This is a genomic window from Microbacterium sp. (assembly GCF_003248605.1).
Lineage (GTDB): Bacteria > Actinomycetota > Actinomycetes > Actinomycetales > Microbacteriaceae > Microbacterium.
This window is the reverse complement of record NZ_QFPF01000023.1, coordinates 1-24,617: the sequence shown is the minus strand read 5'-3', so window position 1 is coordinate 24,617 and position 24,617 is coordinate 1. Positions and strand designations below refer to the sequence as shown.

The 24,617-nt window shown below is 70.2% G+C and carries 23 protein-coding genes and 1 pseudogene; 14 read left to right on the top strand and 10 right to left on the bottom strand.

From position 1 onward, the window contains the following. The first annotated feature begins 33 nt into the window (after positions 1–33). The gene (locus DI573_RS05370; protein WP_292811450.1) at positions 34–624 is read left to right on the top strand and encodes a GNAT family protein; all 591 of its coding nucleotides are present in this window, start codon (positions 34–36) and stop codon (positions 622–624) included. 232 nt (positions 625–856) lie between these two features. On the opposite strand, the gene DI573_RS05365 is transcribed toward DI573_RS05370, so the two are convergent. Beyond that, positions 857–1,114 carry an HPr family phosphocarrier protein gene (locus DI573_RS05365; protein WP_292811448.1) on the bottom strand — a complete coding sequence of 86 codons (258 nt, stop codon included), beginning with the start codon at positions 1,112–1,114 and terminating at the stop codon, positions 857–859. Between the two features lie 111 nt (positions 1,115–1,225). Then, complete coding sequence (locus tag DI573_RS05360) at positions 1,226–3,145, bottom strand: PTS sugar transporter subunit IIA (RefSeq protein ID WP_292811446.1); 1,920 nt, start codon at positions 3,143–3,145, stop codon at positions 1,226–1,228. A gap of 183 nt (positions 3,146–3,328) precedes the next feature. On the opposite strand from DI573_RS05360, the gene DI573_RS05355 reads away from it, so the two are divergent. The 11 genes from DI573_RS05355 (at position 3,329) to DI573_RS05305 (ending at position 14,022) form a co-directional block, all read left to right on the top strand. Next, on the top strand, positions 3,329–3,667 hold the full coding sequence (locus DI573_RS05355) for a PTS sugar transporter (RefSeq protein ID WP_292811444.1): 339 nt from the start codon (positions 3,329–3,331) through the stop codon (positions 3,665–3,667). A 15-nt stretch (positions 3,668–3,682) separates the two neighbouring features. Beyond that, positions 3,683–3,967, top strand: coding sequence for an HPr family phosphocarrier protein (locus DI573_RS05350; RefSeq protein WP_292811441.1), 285 nt, complete (start codon positions 3,683–3,685; stop codon positions 3,965–3,967). 2 nt (positions 3,968–3,969) lie between these two features. Then, positions 3,970–5,652 carry a phosphoenolpyruvate--protein phosphotransferase gene (gene ptsP, locus DI573_RS05345; RefSeq protein ID WP_292811460.1) on the top strand — a complete coding sequence of 561 codons (1,683 nt, stop codon included), beginning with the start codon at positions 3,970–3,972 and terminating at the stop codon, positions 5,650–5,652. 14 nt (positions 5,653–5,666) lie between these two features. After that, positions 5,667–7,343: a PTS mannitol transporter subunit IICB gene (locus DI573_RS05340; RefSeq protein ID WP_292811439.1), complete on the top strand. Its 1,677-nt coding sequence runs from the start codon at positions 5,667–5,669 to the stop codon at positions 7,341–7,343. 86 nt (positions 7,344–7,429) lie between these two features. Beyond that, positions 7,430–7,870: a PTS sugar transporter subunit IIA gene (locus tag DI573_RS05335; RefSeq protein ID WP_292811437.1), complete on the top strand. Its 441-nt coding sequence runs from the start codon at positions 7,430–7,432 to the stop codon at positions 7,868–7,870. Beyond that, entirely contained in the window at positions 7,867–9,018 is a 1,152-nt protein-coding gene (locus DI573_RS05330) for a mannitol-1-phosphate 5-dehydrogenase (RefSeq protein ID WP_292811435.1), read from the top strand. Before DI573_RS05335 ends, DI573_RS05330 begins: the two co-directional genes overlap by 4 nt. Before the next feature lie 77 nt (positions 9,019–9,095). Next, positions 9,096–10,031 (top strand): siderophore-interacting protein, encoded by a 936-nt coding sequence (locus DI573_RS05325; protein WP_292811433.1) that lies wholly within the window; start codon positions 9,096–9,098, stop codon positions 10,029–10,031. An 88-nt stretch (positions 10,032–10,119) separates the two neighbouring features. Beyond that, a complete protein-coding gene (locus tag DI573_RS05320; protein ID WP_292811430.1) occupies positions 10,120–11,163 on the top strand; it encodes an iron-siderophore ABC transporter substrate-binding protein in 1,044 nt (347 codons plus the stop codon). Further along, the gene (locus DI573_RS05315; protein ID WP_292811428.1) at positions 11,160–12,206 is read left to right on the top strand and encodes an iron ABC transporter permease; all 1,047 of its coding nucleotides are present in this window, start codon (positions 11,160–11,162) and stop codon (positions 12,204–12,206) included. The genes DI573_RS05320 and DI573_RS05315 overlap by 4 nt, the downstream gene beginning before the upstream one ends. Then, complete coding sequence (locus DI573_RS05310) at positions 12,203–13,228, top strand: iron chelate uptake ABC transporter family permease subunit (protein ID WP_292811426.1); 1,026 nt, start codon at positions 12,203–12,205, stop codon at positions 13,226–13,228. The genes DI573_RS05315 and DI573_RS05310 overlap by 4 nt, the downstream gene beginning before the upstream one ends. Then, positions 13,225–14,022, top strand: a complete 798-nt coding sequence (locus DI573_RS05305; RefSeq protein ID WP_292811423.1) for an ABC transporter ATP-binding protein — start codon at positions 13,225–13,227, stop codon at positions 14,020–14,022. Before DI573_RS05310 ends, DI573_RS05305 begins: the two co-directional genes overlap by 4 nt. A 171-nt stretch (positions 14,023–14,193) precedes the next feature. On the opposite strand, the gene DI573_RS05300 is transcribed toward DI573_RS05305, so the two are convergent. The 8 genes and pseudogenes from DI573_RS05300 to DI573_RS05265 all read right to left on the bottom strand — a co-directional run bounded on the left by DI573_RS05300 (position 14,194) and on the right by DI573_RS05265 (position 23,467). Continuing rightward, positions 14,194–15,309, bottom strand: a complete 1,116-nt coding sequence (locus DI573_RS05300) for an adenosine deaminase (RefSeq protein WP_292811421.1) — start codon at positions 15,307–15,309, stop codon at positions 14,194–14,196. A 62-nt stretch (positions 15,310–15,371) separates the two neighbouring features. Further along, positions 15,372–16,691, bottom strand: coding sequence for a thymidine phosphorylase (locus tag DI573_RS05295; RefSeq protein ID WP_292811418.1), 1,320 nt, complete (start codon positions 16,689–16,691; stop codon positions 15,372–15,374). Next, complete coding sequence (locus DI573_RS05290) at positions 16,688–17,089, bottom strand: cytidine deaminase (protein WP_292811416.1); 402 nt, start codon at positions 17,087–17,089, stop codon at positions 16,688–16,690. Before DI573_RS05290 ends, DI573_RS05295 begins: the two co-directional genes overlap by 4 nt. A 2-nt stretch (positions 17,090–17,091) precedes the next feature. Further along, a complete protein-coding gene (locus tag DI573_RS05285; protein WP_292811414.1) occupies positions 17,092–18,390 on the bottom strand; it encodes an ABC transporter permease in 1,299 nt (432 codons plus the stop codon). Continuing rightward, positions 18,387–19,606, bottom strand: a pseudogene (locus DI573_RS05280) (ABC transporter permease). The gene DI573_RS05285 and the pseudogene DI573_RS05280 overlap by 4 nt, the downstream one beginning before the upstream one ends. After that, positions 19,603–21,123 carry an ABC transporter ATP-binding protein gene (locus tag DI573_RS05275; RefSeq protein ID WP_292811412.1) on the bottom strand — a complete coding sequence of 507 codons (1,521 nt, stop codon included), beginning with the start codon at positions 21,121–21,123 and terminating at the stop codon, positions 19,603–19,605. The pseudogene DI573_RS05280 and the gene DI573_RS05275 overlap by 4 nt, the downstream one beginning before the upstream one ends. 102 nt (positions 21,124–21,225) lie before the next feature. After that, positions 21,226–22,323, bottom strand: coding sequence for a BMP family ABC transporter substrate-binding protein (locus DI573_RS05270; RefSeq protein WP_292811410.1), 1,098 nt, complete (start codon positions 22,321–22,323; stop codon positions 21,226–21,228). A 166-nt stretch (positions 22,324–22,489) separates the two neighbouring features. Then, positions 22,490–23,467, bottom strand: coding sequence for a sugar phosphate nucleotidyltransferase (locus DI573_RS05265; RefSeq protein WP_292811408.1), 978 nt, complete (start codon positions 23,465–23,467; stop codon positions 22,490–22,492). A 164-nt stretch (positions 23,468–23,631) separates the two neighbouring features. Here DI573_RS05265 and sdhC point away from each other — a divergent pair, with 164 nt between their 5' ends. Both sdhC and DI573_RS05255 read left to right on the top strand, forming a co-directional pair. Then, positions 23,632–24,060, top strand: coding sequence for a succinate dehydrogenase, cytochrome b556 subunit (gene sdhC, locus DI573_RS05260; protein WP_292811406.1), 429 nt, complete (start codon positions 23,632–23,634; stop codon positions 24,058–24,060). Further along, complete coding sequence (locus DI573_RS05255) at positions 24,060–24,515, top strand: succinate dehydrogenase hydrophobic membrane anchor subunit (protein WP_292811403.1); 456 nt, start codon at positions 24,060–24,062, stop codon at positions 24,513–24,515. Before sdhC ends, DI573_RS05255 begins: the two co-directional genes overlap by 1 nt. Positions 24,516–24,617: the final 102 nt, after the last annotated feature.

Sequence of the window (24,617 nt, the reverse complement as noted above, 5' to 3'; positions counted from 1 at the left end):
GATCGTCCGCGCAGGCCTCGATACGATCGATGGATGCTGCTCGCCGATCCGCTGCCCCTCGACGGAACGCACGTGCGGCTCGAGCCGCTCGCCGATATCCACACCACCGATCTCCAGGACGCGGCTCGAGAATTCGGCGACGCGCGTCCGTGGTACACGTCGGTTCCCGACTCCGCCGCCGTCGAAGGCGAGATCGCGCGCCGCCAGGGCGAGCATGCCGCGCGGCGCATGAACCCGTGGGCTGTCGTGGCGACAGCATCCGGCCGTGCCGTCGGCATGACGACGTTCTGCAACATCGACGAGCGCAACCGTCGTGTCGAGATCGGCTACACGTGGCTCGCGCCGTCGGTGCAGCGCACGGCGGTGAACACCGAGGCGAAGCTGCTCCTGCTCGGTCATGCTTTCGAGGGCTGCGAGGCGATCGCGGTGGAGTTTCGCACCCACTGGCACAATCGGCAATCGCGCGCAGCGATCGAGCGGCTCGGCGCGAAACAGGATGGGGTCCTGCGCAACCACAGCGTCATGCCCGATGGCACGCTGCGCGACACGGTCGTGTACTCGATCCTGCCGCACGAGTGGCCGGCCGTGCGCGCCGGACTGCGCGCGCGGCTCGCACGGCGCTGAGCGCAGGCGCAACCCGGCCCTTGCGCCACCACGTTGGGGCGTCAGAACCCCCGGGACGCACCTCGACCACCACGTTGGGGCGTCAGAGTCCCCGGGACGCACCTCGACCACCACGTTGGGGCGTCAGAATCCCCGTGGGGCGCGCTGCGCCACGCCCCAACGTGATTCTGACGCCCCAACGCCGAGATGGAGACCGAGGCCGAGGCAGCAGGCCGCGGCGCGCAGGCCAACGTCAGGCCGGGTCGAGCAGCGCGGAGATGCGGTCGAGCAGCGCATCGGCGCCGGGGCCCTGCACCGCCACGACGACGCTCTCGCCGGGATCGACCCCGAGCGTCATCACGCCCAGGATGCTGGCGGCATCGACCGGTGCGCGCCCGTGCGCGCGCACCTCGACGGAACCCGGGTGCTCGTGGGCCAGACGCACGAGCTCGGCCGCGGGCCGGGCGTGCAGCCCCTCGGGGACGGAGACGGTGATCACCCGTTCGGCCACGTCTGTCCCCCATCGCGTCGCAAGCCATCGCCCGTGCCATCGCCCAAAGCATCACCGACAGCATCGCCCGAGCCATTGCCGGTGGGACCACTGTAGGCGGTCGGCGCGGGGTCAGCCGTCGATGACCGCCACCAGCTCGTCGAGGAATCCGGCGAAGTCCGCACCGCGGCGCACGATGCGCTGCACGCTGTCGCGCTCGGAGAAGACCTCCACCAGCTGCTCGAACACCGTCTGGAAAGCCTCCCGGTCATCCTCGCTGAAGGCGACCAGCGCGACGACCTGCACCCGGTTCTCACCCCAGGGCACCGACTGCTCGGACACGGCGATCGCGATCGCGGTGCGCGAGGCGGTCATCGTCAGCGCGTGCGGCACGGCCAGGGCGTCCGTGAACGCGGTCGACGAGAGTCGTTCGCGCTCGACGGCGCGGTCGATGTAGTCCTCATCGATCACACCCGACGCCCGCAGCAGCGCACCGAGCCGACGGATCACCGTCTCCTCGTCGTCTCCGGGGTCGAGGCCCCGCACGAACGCCGACGCGTCGAAGTACTGCTCGAGCTCGGCGCGCAGCCGCGCGAGTCGCCGCCCGCGGCGCACCCGGGCGGCGGCCGCACCGACCCTCGCCGCATCCGACTCGGTGAGGAAGGGCTGCACGAGCACGATGCGATCGGATGCCCTCGGCGGGGCGATCGTCGTCAGCACGAGGTCCGTCGAGATCGTCGCCCAGTCGGGATCGGCGCGCGTCTCGACGGTCACGACCTCGATCGCCTGGCCGAGCGAGCGGTCGACGCTGGAGCGCAGCAGCTCGTGCAGCTCGTAGTACCCGGGGCACACGATCGTCGCGGTGACGATCGTGTCGGCGCGGCGGCTGCGCTCGAGCCTTCCGCCCACGTGCATCGCGATGTAGGCGAGCTCGTCGTCCTGCAGATCGAGCCCGAGCAGGTCGTGCAGCTGCACCGCGAGGAAGACCGCGACCTCGAAGATCATCGGGTAGGTCGACTTGATCGAGCGTGTCAGCGGGTTGCGCGACCACGCGCCCACCCTCGCGCGATGCCGCAGGTTCTGCACGTGCAGCGCAAGACGCAGCACGAAGTCCTCGTGATCGAGGTCGACGGCGAACTCCCGGGCCGCGCGGCGCACCGCCTCCCGCACCGCCTGTTCGAGGTCGGGATCCAGGCGCACCCGCGGATCGGCGCCCGCCTCGTCGACGGGGGCGACGACGCGCGTGAGCAGCAGCGTCGCGAGGTGGCGCGTGTCGGCGGGGCCGAGCTCGACATCCATGTGCCGCAGCGCGAGCCGTCCGACGACCTCGGCCACGCCCGAGTCCGGGATCCGGCGCGCGTCGTCGTCTTCGATGACACGATGCCTGCGGGTGCGGTCCACGGCGATCGCGACGTGCAGCAGGACATCGGTGATGGCGTACTCGTTGACGTAGTACCCGAGCGGTGCCAGCTCGGCGACGAGGTCGGTCTTGAAGGCCCCGAGCGCGTCGGGGTCGACGTACTCGGCCCCGAGCGAGCGCCGCAACTGCGGCATGTCGAGGGCCCCGGCATCCATCTCGTCGTGCACGAGACGGCTGAGCAGACGTCGCTGCGCCTCCTCCGGACCCCGCAGGCGCAGCCGCGACGAAGAGCGCTCGAGCGCGAGCTCGGTGCCGGCGATGAGGCTGCGCACGCGCGCGACATCGCCCTCGAGCGTCGCGTCGCTGACGTAGAGCGCTGCGGCCGTCTCGTGGACATCGAGCCCGTCGTCGGCGTCGAGCAGCCTGCGGACGAGGGCGTGCAGCCGGTCGCGGGGCGTGCCCGCATCGAGGGCCGCGTCGCGCAGACCCGAGGCATGCGCGGGGTCGAGGCGATAGCCGAGCGGTCCCGATTCCACGGCGTCGACCCCGGTCAGGCGCGCGTTGATCGCCGTGACGTACGAACGGATGCTGCGCGGCGTCACCCCGACGGCATCCGCCAGCATCGCGGCGGTCACCCAGTCGCCGTCGCGGGCCAGCAGCGCGATGACCCGATCCTGTCGCGCCCTCGTCACGCGGAGCAGTCCCTTCCTCGGGCATCCCGTCCGCGGGACGCCCCCGCTAGTCAATCACGTCGCGCGGCGCACCCGCCGGGTCGCGGGCCGCCGAAGGCGCGCTCTTTCCGCCCCCGCGGAAGGCAGAGTGCCTTGTCGCCTCCCAGCGACCTCACAAGAATGGCACGGAAGGAGGTCGGATCGATGAGGATCCTTGTCGTGTGCGGCGCGGGTGCGTCCAGCACGTTCGTCGCGATGCGTCTGCGCCACGCCGCGGCACACAGCGGAATCGAGTTGAGCGCGCACGCCGGGACGACGGCATCCCTTCCGGTCGATCTCGACCAGGCCGACATCCTGCTGATCGGCCCGCACCTCGCACAGGATCTGCCGATGATCCGCCAGCAGGCGCAGCCCCGCGGCGTGCGCGTCGTCGTCCTTCCGGACGACGTCTTCGCCGACCTCGACGGCACCCGCACCCTCGCGCAGCTCATGCCCGAGCTCGAGCGCGCCGCCCCCGAACCATCCACCGAACGTTCCGCCTGATCGAGAGGAAAAATCATGGCTGAAATCACCCGCACCGTCCGCATCGGTTCGTCCCACGGACTGCACGCGCGTCCCGCGAAGATGTTCGCGCAGGCCGCGAAGGACGCGGGCTTTCCCGTGACGATCGCGAAGGACTCGGGCAAGCCGATCAACGCCGCGAGCATCCTCGGCGTCATCTCGCTCGGCGTCGAGCACGGCGACTACGTCACCCTCACCGCCGACACCGACGACGCGGCCGCGGGCGAGAAGGCACTCGACACCCTCGCCGAGCTGCTCACCACCGACCACGACGCCGCCTGATGATGGCCGAGCTTCGCGGAGTGGGCATCGGGCTGGGCGTGGCCCAGGGCCCCGTCGCCCGGATGGCCGAGCCGCTGCCCGCCCCGCCCGACACCCCCAGCGAACTGACCCCCGATGAGGAGACCGCCCGCGTGCGGGCCGCCGTCTCGGCCGTCGCACGCGAGCTCGAGGCGCGCGGCGAGACCGCCGGCGGCGCCGCCCAGGAGGTCCTCGAGGCGCAGGCCATGATGGCCGAGGACCCGACCCTCGAAGAGGAGCTCGACACCCGCATCGCGGCCGGCAAGACCGCCGAGTTCGCCGTGTACGACGCCTTCCACTCCTTCCGCACGCAGCTGGAGGCCGTCGGCGGCTATCTCGGCGAGCGCGCGGCCGACCTCGACGACGTCGCCCAGCGCGTGATCGCGCGGCTGCGGGGCGTTGCGGCTCCCGGCGTGCCCGACCCCGGGCATCCCTTCGTGCTCGTCGCCAAAGACCTGGCCCCCGCCGACACCGCGCTGTTGGATCTCGACAAGGTGCTCGCGCTCATCACGACCGAGGGCGGCCCCACCTCGCACACCGCGATCCTCGCGCGCGAGAAGTCGATCGTCGCCATCGTCGGCACCGCCGGAGCGAAGGACCTCGCCGACGGCGAGACGGTGATCGTGGATGCTGCCGCGCACACGGTCATCACCTCCCCCACCGCCGACGAGCTCAGCCGCGCGCAGACCCGCGCCCGGGCACGTGCCGAGGCGGCCTCGGCGCCGATCACCCCCGGCGCGCTGGCGGACGGCACCCCGGTGCCCCTGCTGGCGAACCTCGGATCGCCCGCGGGCGCCGCCGAAGCGGTCGAGCTGGGCGCCGAGGGCGTAGGGCTGTTCCGCACCGAGTTCCTCTTCCTCAGCCAGGGCAACGCCCCCACGGTCGCGCAGCAGAAGGCGTCGTACACCCAGATGCTGCAGGCCTTCCCGGGCAAGAAGGTCGTGGTGCGCGTGCTCGATGCCGGCGCCGACAAGCCCCTGCCCTTCCTCAACGACGCCCACGAGGAGAACCCGGCGCTCGGGCTGCGCGGGCTGCGCGCCCTCCGCGCGAGCGAGGACATCCTCCGCGAGCAGCTCACCGCTCTCGCAGAGGCGGATGCCGCCACCTCCGCCGATCTGTGGGTCATGGCGCCGATGGTGTCGACCGTCGAGGAGACGGAGTACTTCACGACCCTCGCGCGCGAGTTCGGCCTGAAGACGGCCGGCGTCATGGTCGAGGTGCCCTCGAGCGCCCTGCTCGCCGACCGCATCCTCGGCCACGCCGACTTCGCCTCGATCGGCACGAACGACCTCACGCAGTACACCCTGGCGGCGGACCGCCTGCTGGGCTCGGTCGCGTCGTTCCAGGACCCGTGGCACCCCGCCGTGCTGCGTCTGATCCGCGAGGTCGGCGGCGCCGGGGCCACCCTCGGCAAGCCGGTCGGCATCTGCGGCGAAGCGGCCGCCGACCCGCTGCTCGCGGTCGTGCTCGTCGGCCTCGGCGCGACGAGCCTGTCGATGGCCCCGACGGCGCTGGCGGATGTCCGCGCCACCCTGCTCACCCACTCCCTCGACGATGCCCGCCGCATCGCTGAGGCCGCCCTGGCCGCGAGCGACGCGGCCGACGCACGAACCGCGGCACAGCACGCCGCATCCGCACAGGCGTCCGCCACGGCCGCCGCCCACTAAAGAGAGAGACAGTCATGACAACGACGTCACCCCCCGCACGGAGCGGGGTCAACAAGGCGCGTGTCGGAGTCCAGCGCTTCGGCACGTTCCTCTCGGGCATGATCATGCCCAACATCGCCGCATTCATCGCGTGGGGATTCATCACCATGCTGTTCATCGCGGTGGGGTGGCTGGGCTGGTGGACGCCGGTCGCGCCGTTGCTGGGTGGCTTCGGCAACGCCGACGTCATCAACTGGCCCGGTGCGATGACGGCGCTCGCGCAGGATGCCGACGGCAACACGTTCCCGCAGTTCGTGGGTCTCGTCGGCCCGATGATCACGTACCTGCTCCCGCTGCTCATCGCGAACACCGCGGGCCGCATGGTCTACGGCGAGCGCGGTGGCGTTGTCGCAACGATCGCCGTCATGGGCGTCATCGTGGGCACGAACATCCCGATGTTCCTCGGCGCGATGATCATGGGCCCCTTCGCCGCGTACGTGACGAAGTGGATGGACAGGATCTGGGACGGCAAGATCAAGCCCGGATTCGAGATGCTGGTGAACAACTTCTCGGCGGGCATCCTCGGAATGCTGCTGGCGATCCTCGGATTCTTCATCTTCGGCCCGGCGATCCTGTGGTTCAGCGACATCCTGGGTGCCGCTGTGGCATGGCTCGTGAGCCTGAGTCTGCTGCCGTTCGTCTCGATCATCGTCGAGCCGGCCAAGGTGCTGTTCCTCAACAACGCGATCAACCACGGCGTCTTCACCCCGCTCGGCATCGAGCAGGCGACCGAGACGGGCAAGTCGATCCTGTTCCTGATCGAGGCCAACCCCGGCCCCGGCCTGGGCCTGCTGATGGCGTTCACGTTCTTCGGTGTGGGGGCGGCGAAGGCCTCGGCCCCCGGCGCCGCGGTCATCCAGTTCCTCGGCGGCATCCACGAGATCTACTTCCCGTACGCGCTCTCGAAGCCGATGACGATCCTCGCCCTCATCGCGGGTGGCGCGACCGGCGTCACGACCAACATGGTGCTGGGCGGGGGACTCGCCTTCCCGGCGGCCCCCGGCAGCATCATCGCGGTCACCGCCGCGGCCTCCAGCCCCGCCGCCGGCGGAATCACGAACCTGCTGGTCGTGTACTTGTCGGTGCTGCTCGCCGCGACCGTGACGTTCCTGATCACCGCGGTCATCCTCCGCGCCTCGCGCAAGCGCGACCTGCTGGCCGAGTCCGACACGTTCGGCGCGGCGATCGCGCAGACCGAGGCGAACAAGGGCAAGTCCTCGGCCGCGATGGATGCTCTGCGTGCCTCGTCCCCGGGCGACCGCGCGGCCGAGCGCGACGCCGACGCCGCCCTCGACAAGCTCGAGACCGAACGCGAGACCGGTGGCCGCGCCGACGGCGGCCTGCTCACCACGAAGCAGGTCAAGACAATCGTCTTCGCCTGCGACGCCGGGATGGGCTCGTCGGCCATGGGGGCGAGCGTGCTGCGCAACAAGATCAAGAAGGCGGGCATCGAGGATGTCACGGTCACCAACAAGGCGATCGCGAACCTGGATGCCTCGGCCGACCTGGTCATCACGCAGAACCAGCTCACCGACCGAGCGCGTCAGAAGACGCCGGGCGCCGTGCACGTGTCCGTCGACAACTTCATGAACTCGCCGAAGTACGACGAGGTCGTGGCACTCGTGCGTGATCAGCACCAGGATGGTGCGTAGGAACTGAGCGCGGTGGGGTCGGGCGGCGCGATGCCCCCGGCCCCACCGCCTCTGCTCCCGGTATCCGCAACAGAAAGGCATGTGACATGGCACGCGACGTCCTCTCCCTCGGACAGGTCCGCATCCACTCCGGTTCGGCGACCCGTGAGGAGGCGATGCGTGAGGCCGCCGACATCCTCGAGGCCGCCGGCGCCGTGACCTCCCGCTACTTCGACGCGATGCAGCAGCGCGAGGAGACCGTCTCGACCTACATGGGCAACGAGCTCGCGATCCCGCACGGCACAAACGAGACCAAGGACGCGATCCTCGACTCGGCCCTCTCGGTCGTGCGCTACGACGGCGGCGTCGACTGGGGCGGCGAGGCCGTGTCGTTCGTGATCGGCATCGCCGGCAAGGGCGACGAGCACCTCGACATCCTCTCCCAGATCGCGATCCTCTTCTCGGACGAGGACGAGGTCCAGCGACTGAAGGGCGCAGACAGCCCCGAGCAGCTCTTCGCCCAGCTCTCGTCGGTGAACCAGTCGTGAAGGCGGTCCACTTCGGCGCGGGCAACATCGGGCGCGGATTCGTCGGGCTGCTGCTGCACGAGGGCGGCTACGACCTCGTCTTCTCGGATGTCGCAGCCGGTCTCGTGGACGCGATCAACGCCGAAGACTCCTACACGGTCCACGAGGTGGGCGAGGGCGGCACCGACAGGGTCGTGACCGGCTTCCGCGCGCTCAACAGCGCCGAGGACCCGCAGGCGGTGATCGACGAGATCGCCGGGGCGAACGTCGTCACGACGGCCGTCGGACCCACCGTCCTGCCCTTCATCGCTCCGCTCATCGTGGCGGGCCTGGCCCTGCGCGACCCGTCCTCTCCCCCGCTGCAGGTGATGGCGTGCGAGAACGCCATCGGCGCCACCGACGTGCTGCGCGAGCACATCCGCGACCGCGCGGGCGATGCGTGGGATGCGATCTCCGCACGCGCCGTGTTCGCCAACACCGCGGTCGACCGGATCGTGCCGGCACCGCAGGACAATCCCGGCGTCGACGTCACCGTCGAGCCCTTCTTCGAATGGGCGATCGAGCGAGCCCCCTTCGGCGAGAACCCGCCCGCGATCCCCGGCGCGCACTTCGTCGACGATCTGACGCCGTACATCGAGCGCAAGCTGTTCACCGTCAACACGGGACACGCCACGACGGCCTACTTCGGCGCGCAGGCGGGTGTCGAGCGCATCTCCGACGCGCTCGCCGATGAGGGGATCGCGGCCCGGGTCGCCGCCGCTTTGGAAGAGACCTCGGCGCTGCTCGTGGCCAAGCACGAGCTGGACCCCGACGATCTCGGCGCCTATCGCCGCACGATCCTCGACCGCTTCCGCAATCCCGCACTGCCCGACACCGTGTGGCGGGTGGGCAGGCAGCCGCTGCGCAAGCTGTCTCGTCACGAGCGCTTCGTCGGCCCCGCGGCCGAGGCGATCGAGCGGCGGCTTCCGGTCGACGCCCTCGTGGACGCGATGGGAGCCGCGCTCCGTTTCGATGACCCCGAGGACGCGCAGTCGGTCGACCTGCAGCGCATGCTGCGGGAGCAGGACGCCGACGCGTTCACGGCCGCGGTCACGGGCCTTGACCCCCAGCATCCGCTCTATCCGCGGGTGCGCGCGCTCGTCGAGGCCCGGCAGAGCGAACTCGGCTGATTCGGGCGCCCGCGAGGCCGGGCGTTGCGAGGGTGCCGGAGTGGCGGATGCTGCCAGGTTCGGTTAGCCTCGCCTAAGTGTTCACTCAGACCCGCTCCCCGCACATCGCGCACGTGCCCATGCGCGCCACCGTCGCGCGCATCGAGACGCTGAGCCCGACGTTCCGACGGTTCACCCTGACGGGCCCCGAGATCTCGACCGTCGCCGACAACCGGCTCGATCAGCGCTTCAAGATCCTCTTCCCCGTGCCCGGGGTGGGACTGGATGCGATGCCTCCGGGCGATGACTGGTACCTGGCGTGGCGGCAGCTCGACAACTCCGTGCGCCCTGTCATGCGCACCTACACGGTCCGCGAAGTTCGACCCGAGGCGGCGGAGTTCGACGTCGACATCGCGCTGCACGGGCGTATCGGGCCCGCATCCGCCTGGGCGCTCGATGCACGCCCCGGCGACGAGCTCATCGTGTGCGTGCCCCACACGGGCTTCGAGGGAGATTTCCACGGCGGCGTCGACTGGCGCCCGCCCGCCGAGGCGCGCCGCATCCTGATCGCGGCCGACGAGACCGCGCTGCCCGCCGTCTCGGGCATCTTCGAGCGTCTGGGTCCCGAGGTGCGGGGCACGGCGATCGTCGAGGTGCCGCACCCGGAAGACGCGGCAGCGATCAGCGCGCCGCCCGAGGGCGTGCGGCTCATCGTCGTGGCCCGCGGCGCGGATCCCGTCGGCTCACGGCTCGTGCCCACCGTCCGCGAGGCCGCCGCCAGCCTCTTGAGCGCCGCACCCGGCGGCGGCGCACAGGAGATCGAGGACGTCGACATCGACCAGGTCATGCTCTGGGAGGTGCCCCACGATCTGGCGGGCAATCCGCTCGGGCACGCCCCCTTCTTCGCCTGGCTCGCGGGCGAGGCTTCGCCCATCAAGGAGCTGCGCCGGTTCCTCGTGTCGGAGAAGGGCGTCGATCGCCACTCCGTCGCTTTCATGGGCTACTGGCGCGCCGGACGACCCGAGATGACGTAACGCGCCGCAACACGACACGACGGGTGAGGTATGGTTAGCCTTGCCTAAGCAATCAGGCGCCCACCCCCTGCATCCCGAAGGATCAACCATGTCCGCACTCCGCCGCCGCGCGCTGCCGCTCGCCGTCGCCGCGACCGCAGCCCTCGCCCTGTCCGCCTGCTCGACCCCCGCCGGCACCGAGACCTCCGAGGAGAGCCCCGCCACCTCCGGGTCCGGCTTCCCCGTGACGATCGAGCATGTCTACGGCGAGACCGTCATCGAGGAGCAGCCCGAACGCGTCGCGACCGTCGCCTGGTCCAACCACGAGGTTCCCCTCGCTCTGGGGATCGTGCCCGTCGGCATGAGCAAGGCGACGTGGGGCGACGACGACGACAACGGTGTCCTGCCCTGGGTCGAAGACAAGCTCGACGAGCTCGGCGCCGAGACGCCCGTGCTGTTCGATGAGACCGACGGCATCGACTTCGAGGCGGTCGCCGATACCCAGCCCGACGTCATCCTCGCGGCCTACTCGGGCCTGACACAGGAGGACTACGACACGCTGTCGCAGATCGCCCCCGTCGTGGCCTACCCCGAGATCGCGTGGGGAACCTCGCTCGAGGACATGATCCTGCTCAACTCCGCGGCGCTCGGTCTCGCCGACGAGGGCGAGCAGCTGGTCGCCGACCTCGATGCTGAGATCACCGACGCGCTCGCCGCCAACTCGGCGCTCGAGGGCAAGAAGGTGCTCTTCTCGTACATCGACCCGACCGACATGAGCCAGGTCGGCTTCTACACCAGCCATGACACCCGGCCCGGCTTCCTCGAGTCCGTGGGCCTGCCCGCGCCCGAGATCGTCGCGGAGGAGTCGGCGGGCACCGAGGAGTTCTACGTCCAGGTGAGCGCCGAAGAGGCCGACCGGTTCGCCGACGTCGACGTCTTCGTCACGTACGGCGACGCCGACGGCGCCTTCGTCGCGGCGCTTCAGGCCGATCCGCTCCTCTCGCAGATCCCCGCGATCGCCGGCGGCAACATCGCGGTTCTCGAGAACTCCACCCCGCTCGCCGCGTCGGCCAACCCGTCGCCCCTGTCCATCTCGTGGGGCGTCGAGGAGTACTTCGCGCTGCTGGCAGCCGCGCTGCCTCAGGACGGTTGAGCACAGCGACAGCTCTCGGACGGTCGTCGGATTCCGCCGCGCTGCGGCGTCCGACGGCCGTCCGCCTCGCGTGGCTGGCGACGGGCATCGGGGTGCTCGCGGTGCTGTTCGCGGCATCCATCGCCTTCGGCGTGCGCGATGTCTCGATCGCCGAGATCCTCGCGGCACTCGCCGGCGACGCCGACGGCATCGGTCAGGCCGCCGTCACACTGCGCATGCCGCGCACCGTGCTGGCGATGCTCGTCGGTGCCGCGCTCGCCCTCTCGGGAGCCGCGATGCAGGCCGTCACGCGAAATCCCCTCGCCGATCCGGGCATCCTCGGCGTCAGTTCGGGCGCCGCCCTCGCGGTCGTCATCGGCATCGCGTTCTTCGGCTTGAGCAGCCCGTACGCCTACATCGGCGTCGCGACCCTGGGCGCGGCGGGGGCTGCAGCCTTCGTCTACGCCGTGGGCTCGATGGGGCGGGGCGGGGCCACACCACTGAAGCTCGCCCTCGCGGGAGCAGCGTCGTCGGCTGCATTCACCTCGCTCGTCAGCGCGATCCTGCTCCCCCGCGTCGACATCCTCGAAACCTTCCGCTTCTGGCAGATCGGCGGGGTCGGCGGCGCGAGCTGGGACCGCATCCTCATCGTTGCGCCCTTCCTCGCCCTCGGCGCCCTGATCTGCGTCGCGAGCGCCCGCGGCATGAACTCGCTCGCGCTGGGCGACGACATGGCCGCGGGCCTCGGCGTGCGTGTGGGCACCACCCGGCTGATCGCCGCCGTGGGCGCCGTCATCCTCGCGGGCGCCGCCACCGCGATCGCGGGCCCCATCGGCTTCGTCGGTCTCGTCGTGCCGCACCTGTGCCGGATGCTGGTGGGCAGTGACCATCGCTGGCTCCTGCCTTTCTCCGCCGTGACAGGAGCGGCGCTGCTCACGCTCGCCGACATCGTGGGCCGCATCATCACCCGCCCCGAGGAGATCGACGTCGGCATCGTGACGGCCTTCATCGGCGCCCCCGTCTTCATCTGGATCGTCCGCCGACAGAGGGTGCGCGAGCTATGACCCTGCAGACCATCGTCACGGGCCGGCGCGCCCGCGCCCGGCATCGCGGTCGCGTGATCGCGATGCTCGCGATCACCGTCGTCGCGGCATACGCCGTGACCCTCATGGTCGGGCAGACCTTCTACGGGCCCGCCGAGGTGGTCGACGTGATCCTCGGCCAGCAGGTCCCCGGCGCCTCGTTCACGGTCGGCACGCTGCGTCTGCCCCGCGCGACCCTCGGCCTGCTCACGGGCTTCGCGTTCGGACTGGCGGGCGTGACGTTCCAGACCCTGCTGCGCAACCCGCTCGCCTCCCCCGATGTCATCGGCATCAGCGCCGGCGCGAGTGCGGCGGCGGTCTTCGCGGGGGTGACCCTCGGTCTCGGCGAGCAGTCGGTGTCGATCTTCGCCCTCGTCGCGGCGCTCGTCACCGCCGGGGCGATCTACCTGCTCTCGTACAAGGCGGGGTTCGCGGGCACGCGCTTGATCCTCATCGGCATCGGCGTGGGCGCGATGCTCGACAGCCTCATCACCTATCTGCTCTCGCGCGCCGCCGCGTGGGACCTGCAGACGGCCATGCAATGGCTCACGGGAAGCCTGAGCGGCGCCACCTGGGAGCGCGTGCTGCCCGTGCTGCTCGTCGTGCTCGTCCTCGGCCCGCTGCTGATCAGCCGATCGCGGGCCTTCGCGGCGCTGAGCCTCGGCGACGACTCCGCCCAGGCGCTGGGCGTGCGCACCGACCTCACGCGCGTCGTGATGATCCTCGCCGCCGTGACGCTACTCGCCTTCGCGACCGCCGCGAGCGGGCCGATCGCCTTCGTGGCCTTCATGGCGGGACCGATCGCGGCGCGCCTGGTCGGACCCGGTGGATCGCTCCTGCTGCCGGCGGGACTGGTCGGCGCGCTGCTCGTGCTCGTCGCCGACCTCGTCGGGCAGTTCGCCTTCGGCACGCGGTACCCCGTCGGCGTCATCACGGGCGTGCTCGGCGCCCCCTACCTCGTCTATCTGCTCGTCCGGACCAATCGCGCGGGAGGCTCCCTGTGACCGATCATCATCGCCTGGCGGCACGGGGCATCACCCTCGCCTACGGAGACCGTGAGGTCGTGCGCGAACTCGACCTCACGGTGCCCGCCGGTGAGATCACCGCCATCGTGGGCGCCAACGGCTGCGGCAAGTCGACCGTTCTGCGGGCGCTGGCGCGGCTGCTCAAGCCCAAGGCCGGCGCCGTGCTGCTCGACGGCGACGAGATCCACCGGCTGCCCTCGCGCGATGTCGCCCGCCGGCTCGGACTGCTGCCGCAGAGCCCGACGGCGCCGGAGGGCATCGTCGTCGCCGACCTCGTCGGCCGCGGCCGGCACCCGCACCAGCGGTTCCTCGCGCGGTGGAGCGCGGCAGACTACACAGCCGTCGCGGATGCGCTCGATGCCACCGGCATCGCCGACCTCGCCGACCGCGCGGTCGACGAGCTCTCCGGAGGCCAGCGTCAGCGCGTGTGGATCGCCATGGCGCTCGCCCAGGAGACCGACATCCTGCTGCTCGACGAACCGACCACGTTCCTCGACGTGACGCACCAGATCGAGGTGCTCGATCTGCTCACCGACCTCAATAGAGCGCGCGGCACCACGATTGTGATGGTGCTGCACGATCTGAACATGGCCGCGCGCTACGCCGATCAGCTCGTCGCGGTGCGTGGTGGCAGCATCCACGCCGCCGGCAGGCCCGCCGACGTCATCACGCCCCCGATCGTGCGCGAGGTGTTCGCGCTCGAGTGCGAGGTGATCCCCGACCCGGTCTCGGGCACCCCGCTCGTGCTCCCCCGCGGGCGCCACCACAGCTGACGCGCGGCCCGGGGGCGCCTGGGCCCCGAACCCACACTTTTGCAGCGAACCCACATACGTCGGATGGTGGCTCGCTGCAAAAATGTGGGTTCGCGGCGCGGGCCGGACCGGCCGGGGCGGGCCGGGCGCCCGGGCGGTCCGGACCGGGCGGCGCGGGCCGAACGACGGGCCTCAGACGTCGAAGCCCTCGGCGATCAGCTCGATGAGCTCCTCGCGCTCCTCGATCGTGAGGAACGCGCCCGCGGCGGCGTTGAGCTGGAAGGTCTGCAGGTCCTCGAGGTCGTACTCGAACGCGCGGGCGAGGAGCGCGAGCTCCTTCGTCAGCGACGTGTTGCTCATGAGGCGGTTGTCGACGTTGACCGTGACCGAGAATCCGAGCTGGTACAGAAGGTCGAACGGGTGATCCGAGAGGTCCTCGCCCCACGCCTCGATCGCTCCCGTCTGCAGGTTCGACGAGGGCGAGAGCTCGAGCGGAATCTCGCGGTCGCGCACCCAGCGCGCCAGCGACCCGAACTTCACCAGCACCTCGTCGCCCGAGCGCGAGACGACGTCGAGATCCGACGCGAGGCGCACGCCATACCCGAGCCGCAGCGCGCGACCGTCGATCAGCGCCGACCGGATCGAGTCCAGCCCCGCGGCCTCGCCCGCGTGCACGGTCACGGGGAAGAACTCCGAAGCCAGGTAGTCGAAGGCCTTGCGGTGGAGGGAGGGCGCGAAGCCGTCCTCCGGCCCCGCGATGTCGAAGCCGACGGCCCCCTGCTCACGATGCCGCACGGCGAGCTCCGCGATCTCGAGCGAGCGATCGGTGTGACGCATGGCCGTGATCAACTGACCCACACGGATGCTGCGGCCATCCGCGTCGGCGGAGTCCTCACCCTCCTCGATCCCGGCCTGCACGGCCTCGACCGCGTCGTCGAGGCTGAGTCCGCCCGCCAGGTGCTGCTCGGGCGCCCAGCGCACCTCGCCGTAGATCACGCCGTCGGCGGCGAGGTCCTCGACGAACTCGCGCGCGACACGCGTCAGACCCTCGGCGGTCTGCATGACGGAGGTCGTGACGTCGAACGTCTTCAGATACTCCACGAGCGAACCCGAGTCGCTGCGGTCGGCGAACCACGCGCCGAGAGCGCCGGCATCGGAGGCCGGCACCTCGACGCCCGCGGCATCCGCCAACTCGAGGATCGTCCCAGGACGCAGCGCCCCGTCGAGATGGTCGTGCAGGCTCACCTTGGGCAGCGAGCGCACCGACACGCCCTGCAGGGTGAAATCGTCGCCGGGTTGCATGCTCATGGGTGCGCCTTTCGGGAGGGTGGTGCGGGTGGGGCGGTGGGGCGAAGCGGGATGCCGGGGGTTCAGGCCGTGATGCGCTCGACGACGCGGGGGCCGGCGGCTTCGGCCTGCACGTCGTCGCCGATCTGCCACGCGCCCTCCAGCGCGTCGAGCGCGCGGGCGAAGCGGGCCTCATCCTCGGCCAGCAGGGTGAACACCGGTTGACCGGCGCGCACCGCGTCGCCAGGCTTGACGTGCAGGTCGATGCCCGCCGAGTGGATGACGGGATCTTCGGCCCGGGCGCGGCCGGCGCCCAGTCGCCAGGCGGCGATGCCGAAGGGCAGCGCCTCCATCTGCGTGATCAGCCCGTCGGCGGGCGCGGTGACCGTGAGGGTCTCGGGCGCCTCGGGCAGCGGAGCATCGGGATCTCCGCCCTGCGCACGGATCATGGCGCGCCAGGTGTCCATCGCCCGCCCGTCGGCGAGCGCCGCTTCGACGTCGGCGTCGGGCAGACCCGCCAGCGCCAGCATCTCGCGGGCCAGCGCCAGCGTCAGCTCCACGACGTCGGCCGGGCCGCCGCCTGCGAGGACCTCGACCGACTCGCGCACCTCGTTGGCATTGCCGATCGCAAGCCCCAGCGGTGTGTGCATGCCGGTGATGAGCGCGGTCGTGGCGACCCCCGAGTCCTCGCCGAGCGCGACCATCGTGCGGGCGAGCTCCCGCGCCTGATCGAGCTCGCGCATGAACGCCCCGGAGCCGAACTTGACGTCGAGCACCAGCGCGTCGGTGCCCTCGGCGATCTTCTTCGACATGATGCTCGAGGCGATCAGGGGGATCGCCTCGACCGTGCCCGTGACATCGCGCAGCGCGTAGAGCTTCTTGTCGGCGGGCGCGAGCCCCGTACCCGCGGCACACACCACGGCTCCGACGCCCTTCAGCTGGGCGGTCATCTGGGCGTTGGTGAGCGAGGCTCGCCAACCGGGAATGGACTCGAGCTTGTCGAGCGTGCCGCCCGTGTGCCCGAGCCCCCGCCCCGACAGCTGCGGCACCGCGACGCCGAAGGAGGCGACCAGCGGAGCCAGCGGCAGCGTGATCTTGTCGCCCACTCCGCCCGTCGAGTGCTTGTCGACCGTGCGCTTGCCGAGGTCGGCGAAGCTCATCCGCTCACCGGATGCGATCATCGCGTCGGTCAGCACCCGGATCTGCTCGCGCCCCATCCCGTTCAGCAGCACCGCCATCGCGAACGCCGACATCTGCGCGTCCGAGACGTAGCCGCGCGTGTAGGCATCGACCATCCATCGCAGCGCGTCCGGGTCGACGCCCCGCCCGTCGCGCTGCGCGCGGATGACATCGACCGCGTCGAAGGGCTCGACAGAGGATGCTGCCGCCTCGGCGTTCGTCATCGTGCGGCCTCTTCGAGGTCGCGCGGGCCGAAGGCGTCGGGCAGCACCTCGTCGATCGTGCGGATGCCGGAGACCGTCTCGAGCAGCATGCCCGGCAGGGAATGCTCGAACAGGAGATGTCGGCAGCGACCGCACGGCATGATCGTGTGCCCGTCGTTGTTCACGCAGACGAACGCGACCAGCTGACCGCCCCCGGACATGTGCAGGTCGCCGACGAGCGCGCACTCGGCGCACAGCCCCACGCCGTAGGAGGCGTTCTCGACGTTGCAGCCCGCCACGATCCGGCCGTCGCTCACGAGCGCGGCAGCGCCCACGCGATACCGCGAGTACGGCGCGTACGCCCGCGTCATGGCGTCGGTGGCGACGGCGCGCAGCTCGTCCCAGTCGATGTCGGTCACGATCACCCCTTGATGTACGGTTTGCCGGCCGCGGCGGGGCCGCGCACCTTGCCCACGAAGCCGGCGACCGCGAAGATCGTCACGACGTAGGGCAGCATGAGCATGAACTCGCTCGGCACCGGAGAGCCGATGACGCCGAGGGTGTTCTGCAGGTTGGATGCGAAGCCGAACAGCAGCGCCGCGAGGGTCGCTTTGATCGGATCCCATTGGCCGAAGATGACGGCGGCGAGCGCGATGAAGCCGGCCCCCGCGGTCATCTCCTTGTTGAACGCCCCCACCGAGCCGAGTGTGAAGAACGCACCGCCCATGCCCGCGATGGCGCCGCCGAGCGAGACGTTCCAGAAGCGCGTGCGGGCCACGTTGATGCCCACCGTGTCGGCGGCCTGCGGGTGCTCGCCCACGGACCGCAGACGCAGACCCCACTTGGTGTGGAACAGCCCGATATACACCAGCACCACCGCGATGTACATGAGGTACACGATGATCGTCTGGCGGAAGAACATCGGCCCGATGAGCGGGATGTCGGCGAGGAACGGGATGTTGATGCGGTCGAACCGGGGCGGCGAGTTGAGTGTCGCCGCATTCGGGGCGAGCAGCTGCGAGAACAGGAAGCTCGTCACGCCGACGACCAGAACGTTCAGCACGACGCCGACGATGACCTGATCGACGAGGTACACGATCGAGAAGGCCGCGAGGACGAACGAAACCAGAACGCCCGCGACCGCCGCAGCCAGAAGGCCCAGCAGAGGCTGGCCGGTTGCGGTCGCGACGACGGCCGACGTGAACGCGCCCGCCAGCAGCTGACCCTCGATCGCGATGTTCACGACGCCGACACGTTCGCTGATCACGCCGCACAGCGCACCGAAGATGAGCGGCACCGACAGGCTCAGCGCGCCCGCCAGAAGCCCGGCCAGGGGGATGACGTGGATGGATGCCCCCGCGGCGGCCCAGGTGAGGAACCCGATCATGAAGACGACGGCGAAGAGCACGGCGAGCCAGATCGGCGCGCGACGTCGACGCTGCACGAGCACCGCCGACACCAGGGCGATGATCACCATGAGGACGATGCAGACGATCGTCGTGACCCCGGCACTCAGCACGATCTCGGGCAGCTGCACGGCATCACCCGCGGCGGAGATGCGGAAGACCGCCTCGCCGTCGGTGCGCGCGATGAAGAACAGCAGGGCCGCCAGCACGGTGACCACCGCGTAGGCGATCGGGGCCTTCCAGCTGACGACGACGGTCTTCTCGAGTGCGATCGGCGCCGCGGCGCCGTCGCGGTGTTCGGCGAGCGCGGTCACTTCGCTGCCACCTCCTTGGTGACGATGGGCCGCTGCCTCTTGGGCGCGGACCCCGGTGCGGGAAGCCGGAAGATCGCCCGCACGAGCGGGGGCGCGGCGATGAAGAGCACGATCAGCGACTGCACGACGAGCACGATGTCGATCGGCACGCCCTCGGCGGCCTGCATCGCGAAGCCGCCCGCCTTGAACGCGCCGAACAGCAGACCGGCGGCGAGGGTGCCCCACGGGGTGGATCGGCCCAGCAGAGCGACGGTGATCGCGTCGAAACCGATACCCGCGTCGATGCCGCTCGAGAAGCCGGTGGTGACGGTGCCCAGCACCTGGCTGACACCCGCGAGACCGATGAGCGCGCCCGAGATGAGCATCGCATAGACGTACATCGACTTGACGTTGATGCCGGCGACCCGAGCGGCGTTGGGGTTCTCGCCGACCGCGCGGAACTGGAAGCCCAGCGCCGAGCGATCGAGGATCCACCACACGAGCACGACCGCGGCGATCGAGAGCACGAAGCCGAAGTGCAGGTTGTACTGCGGTCCGAGCAGCTCGGGGAAGACGGCGGTGTCGCGCATCGCCGGCGTAGTCGGGTTGTTGGTGCCCGGCGCCTGCAGCAGACCCGGGGTGCGCAGCATCCACGTGATCAGGTACAGCGCGACGTAGTTGAGCATGATCGTCACGATGACCTCGTGCGCCCCGGTGCGCGCCTTCAGCAGTCCCGCGATGCCCGCCCATACCGCGCCGGCGGCGAGACCTGCCAGCAGCGCCACGATCATGTGGATGCCGAAGGGCAGCTCGATCGCGAAGCCCACATAACCCGCAGCCGCCGCGGCCATGAGCATCTGGCGAGCGCGACGCCGAGCCCCGCCGCGATGAGGGGCGTCGCGAAGGTCAGCGTCTCGGTGAGGGGTCGGATGCCGGTGGCGAAGTCGGGCCGGCGGAAGTTGTAGATCGCGCCCTGGAAGAACGCGGAGTAGGCGCCCGCGACGGCCTCCCAGATGGCGACGAGCGTATCTCCTGGTCGGGCGAAGAAGTAGCCTGCGGACGCCTGGACGTCCTCATCGGTGAAAGCGATCATGATGGCGCCCACGAGCAGCGCCATCACGACGGCCAGCACCGAGATGATGGCGTTTCCGGTGGCGATCTCGCGGAACGCGCGATGCCAGCGACTGGGCTCCTGATCCGCGCCGGTCGGGGACGCGGTGGTCGTCGTCGCGCTCATGCCGCGGCTCCTTCGAGGTTCGGGGCCTCGCCCGCCATCATCAGACCGAGCACGTCGCGGGGCGTGTCGCCCGGCACGATGCCGACGACGCGCCCGCGATACATCACCATGATCCGGTCGGCGAGGGCCGTGACCTCGTCGAGCTCGGTCGAGACGACGATGACCGGCACCCCGGCATCCCGCGTCTGCACGATGCGCTTGTGGATGAACTCGATCGATCCGACGTCGACGCCGCGGGTGGGCTGGGCGGCGACGAGGAGTCGCAGGTCCCGGCTGAGCTCGCGCGCCAGGACCACCTTCTGCTGGTTACCGCCCGAGAGCCGGCCCACCTTCGTCTCGATCGACGGGGTGCGCACATCGAACTCGGCGACCTTCTCGCGCGCGAAGTCACTGAGCTTGACCCGCTGCACCGTGCCCGCCCGCACGAACGGGGCGCCGTCGGCACGGTCGAGCATGAGGTTCTCGGCGATCGTGAACTCGCCGACGAGCCCGTCCTCCTTGCGATCCTCGGGGACGAATCCGACGCCGGCGTCGAGCACGCGGCGCACGCTCGATCCGACGAGCTCCGCCCCGTCGAGGGTCACGGAGCCCTGCACACGGGGCTGCAGGCCGACGAGGGCCTCGCTCAGCTCGGTCTGCCCGTTGCCCTGCACACCGGCGACGGCGAGGATCTCGCCCGCGCGCACCTCGAAGCTGACGTGGTTGACGACGAGCTGACCGGTGTGGTCGATCACCGTGAGGTCATCGACGACCAGTGCCTTCTCGCCCAGGGTCGGCGGGTCCTTGTGCACGGTCAGCTCGACGGCGCGGCCCACCATCAGCGAGGCCAGTTCGGCGTTGGATGCTGTCGGGGCGGCCTCGCCGACGACCTTGCCCAGGCGAACCACCGTGATGCGGTCGGCGACCTCGCGCACCTCGCGCAGCTTGTGCGTGATGAAGACGATCGACGTGCCCGCGTCCTTGAGCTGGCGCATGATCGCCATCAGCTCGTCGGTCTCCTGCGGGGTGAGCACCGCGGTCGGCTCGTCGAACACGAGCACGCGCGCGTCGCGGGAGAGCGCCTTGATGATCTCGACGCGCTGCTGCACACCGACGGGCAGGTCGTCCACGAGCGCGTCCGGATCGACGTCGAACCCGAAACGATCGGAGATCTCGCGCACTTTGGCGCGCGCGGCCGGCAGGTCGAGCCTGCCGCCGAAGCGGGTCTGCTCGTGGCCCAGCATCACGTTCTCGGCCACCGTGAAGACGGGAATCAGCATGAAGTGCTGGTGCACCATGCCGATGCCGGCGCGCATCGCGTCGCCGGGACCCGCGAAGTGCTGGACGACGTCGTCGAGCAGGATCTCGCCGGAATCGGCCTGATACAGCCCGTACAGCACGTTCATCAGCGTCGACTTGCCGGCCCCGTTCTCACCGAGGAGGCAGTGGATCTCTCCGGCCTCCACGGTGAGGTCGATGTGGTCATTGGCCACCAGAGCCCCGAACGTCTTCGTTATGCCTCGAAGTTCGAGCTTCATGCTCCCGATCCTAGTTGCGGGTGGAGGGGATACCGCGAGGGATCCCGACGAAAGGAAGAGGGGAGGCCGGCATGCGCCGACCTCCCCTGCTCGGTGCGGTGATCAGCCCGCGAGGTAGGACTCGACGGTGATCTCACCGGCGATGATCGCTGCCTGCAGTTCCTCGATGGTCGCTGCCAGCTCGGCCGGGACGCGGTCCTCCCAGTCGTGGAACGGGGCCAGGCCCACGCCCTCGTTCTCGAGGGTGCCGATGAACGGCGTCGCGTCGAACTCGCCGTTGCCGGCCTCGACGAGGGCCTCGTGCGTGCCGACGTCGATGCCCTTGCGGATCGACGTGAGCAGCAGGTCGCCCACCGAGGGGTCGGTCTCGAACACGTCGGCGTCGACACCCAGCAACGCGATCTCGCGACCCGAGTCGCGGATGGCGGCCGCGGCCGACTGGTAGATCGGGCCGCCGACGGGCAGCAGCACGTCGACGTTCTGGTCGATCAGGCCCTGCGCGAGCTGGCGCGCGGCGTCGTTGGCCTCGAAGCCGCCCGTGAACGAGCCGTCCTCAGCCGCCCGGTCCCAGCCGACGACCTGGACGTCCGCGCCCATCTCCTCGTTGTAGTACTCGACGCCCTGCGCGAAGCCGTCCATGAAGATCGTCACGGTCGGGATGTTCAGGCCGCCGAAGGTGCCCACGACACCGGTCTGCGAGACGCCGGCCGACAGGTAGCCCGCGAGGAACGCGGCCTGGGCGGTGTCGAAGATGATCGGCTTGATGTTCTCGGCGTCGGTCGTGCCGTCGAAGTCCTGGTCGACGGTGTCGTCGATCGAGATGTACTCGACCTCCGGGTTGGCCGTGGCGGATTCGAGCGCGGCCGGCGCGAGCAGGAAGCCCACCGTCACGATCGCGTCGCAGCCCTGGTCGACCAGGCTCTGCAGGTTGGCGTTGTAGTCGGTCTCGGCCTGCGACTCGACCTCGATGTAGTCGGTGCGGAGCTCCTCGGCAGCCGCGACCATTCCCTCGAAACCAAGCTGGTTGAAGGACTTGTCATCGAACCCGCCCGCGTCCGAGACCATGCAGGGCAGGAAGTCGAGCGCTTCCCCTCCGTCGCCGCCGTCGGTCTCCTCCGGTGCCGCGCCGCAACCGGCAAGAACGGCGGCCGCGGAAACCAGCGCGAGACCGCTGAACGCGGCCTTCTTCGTGATCCTCACTGTGTCCTCCAAAGACTCGCGGGATCCCGACCGATACGGGATCCGCCGACGAAACGTTACCCCGTGTGACGGCCGCCGCCCGACGCGATGCGGGCCGCGAAACCCAATGGTTATAAAAGACGCGATCCCGCGTCACGCAGGACGCAGTTTCGCCGGCGCCGGCAGGTCAGAGCACGTCGCCCCGACCGGTGAGCTTGAGGGCGTCGACGACGCCCTTCACCCGCTGCGCGTGCTCGCTCGTCGTGACGAGCAGGGCGTCCGGCGTGTCCACCACGACGATGTCCTGCACGCCGATGAGGCTGATGATGCGGGCGGTCTGCGTGACCACGATGCCGCTCGAGGGCTCGGCGGCGGGCTCCGCCACGGCGTAGTCGATCGCGATCTTCTTCAGCGTCGGCCAGACCCGGTCGACGACGGGACCGCGTCGGTCGCGATCGTCCCAGGCCTCGGCGAGCTCGATGAGGCCGGCGTGCAGCTCGGGCTCGTTGCGGGCGAGCTCTTCGAGCAGCACATCGGCGCGGCAGATGAACATGCCCGCGTTCCAGAGGAACGAGCGATCGGCGAAGTAGGCGCGCGCCGTGTCGAGGTCGGGCTTCTCCACGAAGCGCTCCACCGTCGCGGCCTCGGGAGCGGCATCCACCTCGAGCTCGGCGCCCTTCTTGATGTACCCGAAGCCGACAGAGGGCTCGGAGGGCTGGATGCCGATCGTGCAGATGTAGCCGTCGCGCGCGACCGCCACCGCCTGTCGCACCGCGAACTCGAACGTACGCGTGCCGCGGATGACGTGGTCGGCGGCGAAGGATCCGATGATGACGTCGGGCTCGCGGCGCACGAGGATCGCCGCCGCGAGACCGATCGCGGCGGCCGAATCGCGCGGCTCGGATTCGAGGAACACGTTGGGGTCGGGGATGCCGGGCAGCTCGCGCTCGACGGCGGCGCGATGGGCCCGGCCCGTGACGACGGCGATGCGTCCCTCTCCCGACAGGGGCGCGAGCCGGTCCCACGTGTCGCGCAGCAGCGTCTGGCCGGATCCGGTCAGATCGTGCAGGAACTTCGGGGCGTCGGCTCGGGAGAGCGGCCACAGCCTGCTGCCGATGCCGCCCGCGGGGATGACCGAGTAGAAGTCTGCGATGGGGTCCGCCATGAGCACAGGCTAGCGGGCCCGTGTGACACGAAACTCTCTCGATGTCGAGAGAGTTAGGCCCGCCTCACTCGCCGGGCCGATCCGCGCCGCCATAAGATGGGCGGGCGCCCGCGCTTCACGTCCGCGCCCGCGCACAGCGACGTCGCAGCGACAGGAGGACGACCGTGTCCGCAGGAACACGCCCGGCACCGTCCATATCGGAGACCACCTCGAAACGTCCCGCAGGAACCCTGTATCGGGGCCGCGAGGGAATGTGGTCATGGGTGCTGCACCGCATCACCGGTGTCGCCATCTTCTTCTTCCTTCTTGTGCACGTGCTCGACACGGCCCTCATCCGCGTCTCACCCGAGGCGTATGACGCCGTGATCGGCACCTACAAGAACCCGATCATGGGCATCGGCGAGGTCGCCCTCGTCGGAGCGATCGCTTACCACGCCTTCAACGGCCTGCGCATCATCCTCATCGACTTCTGGTCGAAGGGCGCGAAGTACCAGCGGCAGATGTTCTGGGGCGTCCTCGGCATCTGGGCAGTCACGATGATCGCCTTCACCCCGCGCCACCTGATCAACGTCTTCGCCGGAGGAGGGCACTGATGACCACCGCCGACCTCGCCGCACCCCGCTCCCCGCACACCGCCCCGCGACGCCGCGGCGTCAACCTCGAGAAGTGGGGCTGGCTGTACATGCGCGCCTCGGGCGTGCTGCTGGTGGTGCTGATCTTCGGCCACCTGTTCGTCAACCTGATGCTGGGCGACGGCATCCACGGCATCGACTTCGGGTTCGTCGCGGGCAAGCTCGCCAACCCGTTCTGGCAGTGGTGGGACGTGCTGATGCTGTGGCTCGCGCTCATCCACGGCGCGAACGGCATGCGCACGATCACGAACGACTACGTCACCTCCCCGCGCGTGCGCTCGGTGCTCGTGTGGGCGATCGGCCTCTCCGCCGGCTTCCTCATCGTGCTCGGCACCCTCGTGGTCTTCACCTTCGACCCCTGCATCGGGGTCACCGAATCGAGCTCGCTCTGGGATTCGTGCCAGGCCCAGGGCTGACACCTCCCCTCCGACGACCCCCGACGTAAGGCACCAGCACCGTGACGACGACCGCCCCGACCGCCTCCCCGAGGATCGGCGTGCACCACCACCAGTTCGACA

Bases quoted from the DNA above. Each gene is read 5' to 3' on its own strand.
- DI573_RS05370 (WP_292811450.1), top strand. From the start codon at position 34: ATGCTGCTCGCCGATCCGCTGCCCCTCGACGGAACGCACGTGCGGCTC.
- DI573_RS05355 (WP_292811444.1), top strand. From the start codon at position 3,329: ATGAGGATCCTTGTCGTGTGCGGCGCGGGTGCGTCCAGCACGTTCGTC.
- DI573_RS05350 (WP_292811441.1), top strand. From the start codon at position 3,683: ATGGCTGAAATCACCCGCACCGTCCGCATCGGTTCGTCCCACGGACTG.
- ptsP (WP_292811460.1), top strand. From the start codon at position 3,970: ATGGCCGAGCTTCGCGGAGTGGGCATCGGGCTGGGCGTGGCCCAGGGC.
- DI573_RS05340 (WP_292811439.1), top strand. From the start codon at position 5,667: ATGACAACGACGTCACCCCCCGCACGGAGCGGGGTCAACAAGGCGCGT.
- DI573_RS05335 (WP_292811437.1), top strand. From the start codon at position 7,430: ATGGCACGCGACGTCCTCTCCCTCGGACAGGTCCGCATCCACTCCGGT.
- DI573_RS05320 (WP_292811430.1), top strand. From the start codon at position 10,120: ATGTCCGCACTCCGCCGCCGCGCGCTGCCGCTCGCCGTCGCCGCGACC.
- DI573_RS05310 (WP_292811426.1), top strand. From the start codon at position 12,203: ATGACCCTGCAGACCATCGTCACGGGCCGGCGCGCCCGCGCCCGGCAT.
- DI573_RS05300 (WP_292811421.1), bottom strand. From the start codon at position 15,309: ATGAGCATGCAACCCGGCGACGATTTCACCCTGCAGGGCGTGTCGGTG.
- DI573_RS05295 (WP_292811418.1), bottom strand. From the start codon at position 16,691: ATGACGAACGCCGAGGCGGCAGCATCCTCTGTCGAGCCCTTCGACGCG.
- DI573_RS05275 (WP_292811412.1), bottom strand. From the start codon at position 21,123: ATGAAGCTCGAACTTCGAGGCATAACGAAGACGTTCGGGGCTCTGGTG.
- DI573_RS05265 (WP_292811408.1), bottom strand. From the start codon at position 23,467: ATGGCGGACCCCATCGCAGACTTCTACTCGGTCATCCCCGCGGGCGGC.
- DI573_RS05255 (WP_292811403.1), top strand. From the start codon at position 24,060: ATGACCACCGCCGACCTCGCCGCACCCCGCTCCCCGCACACCGCCCCG.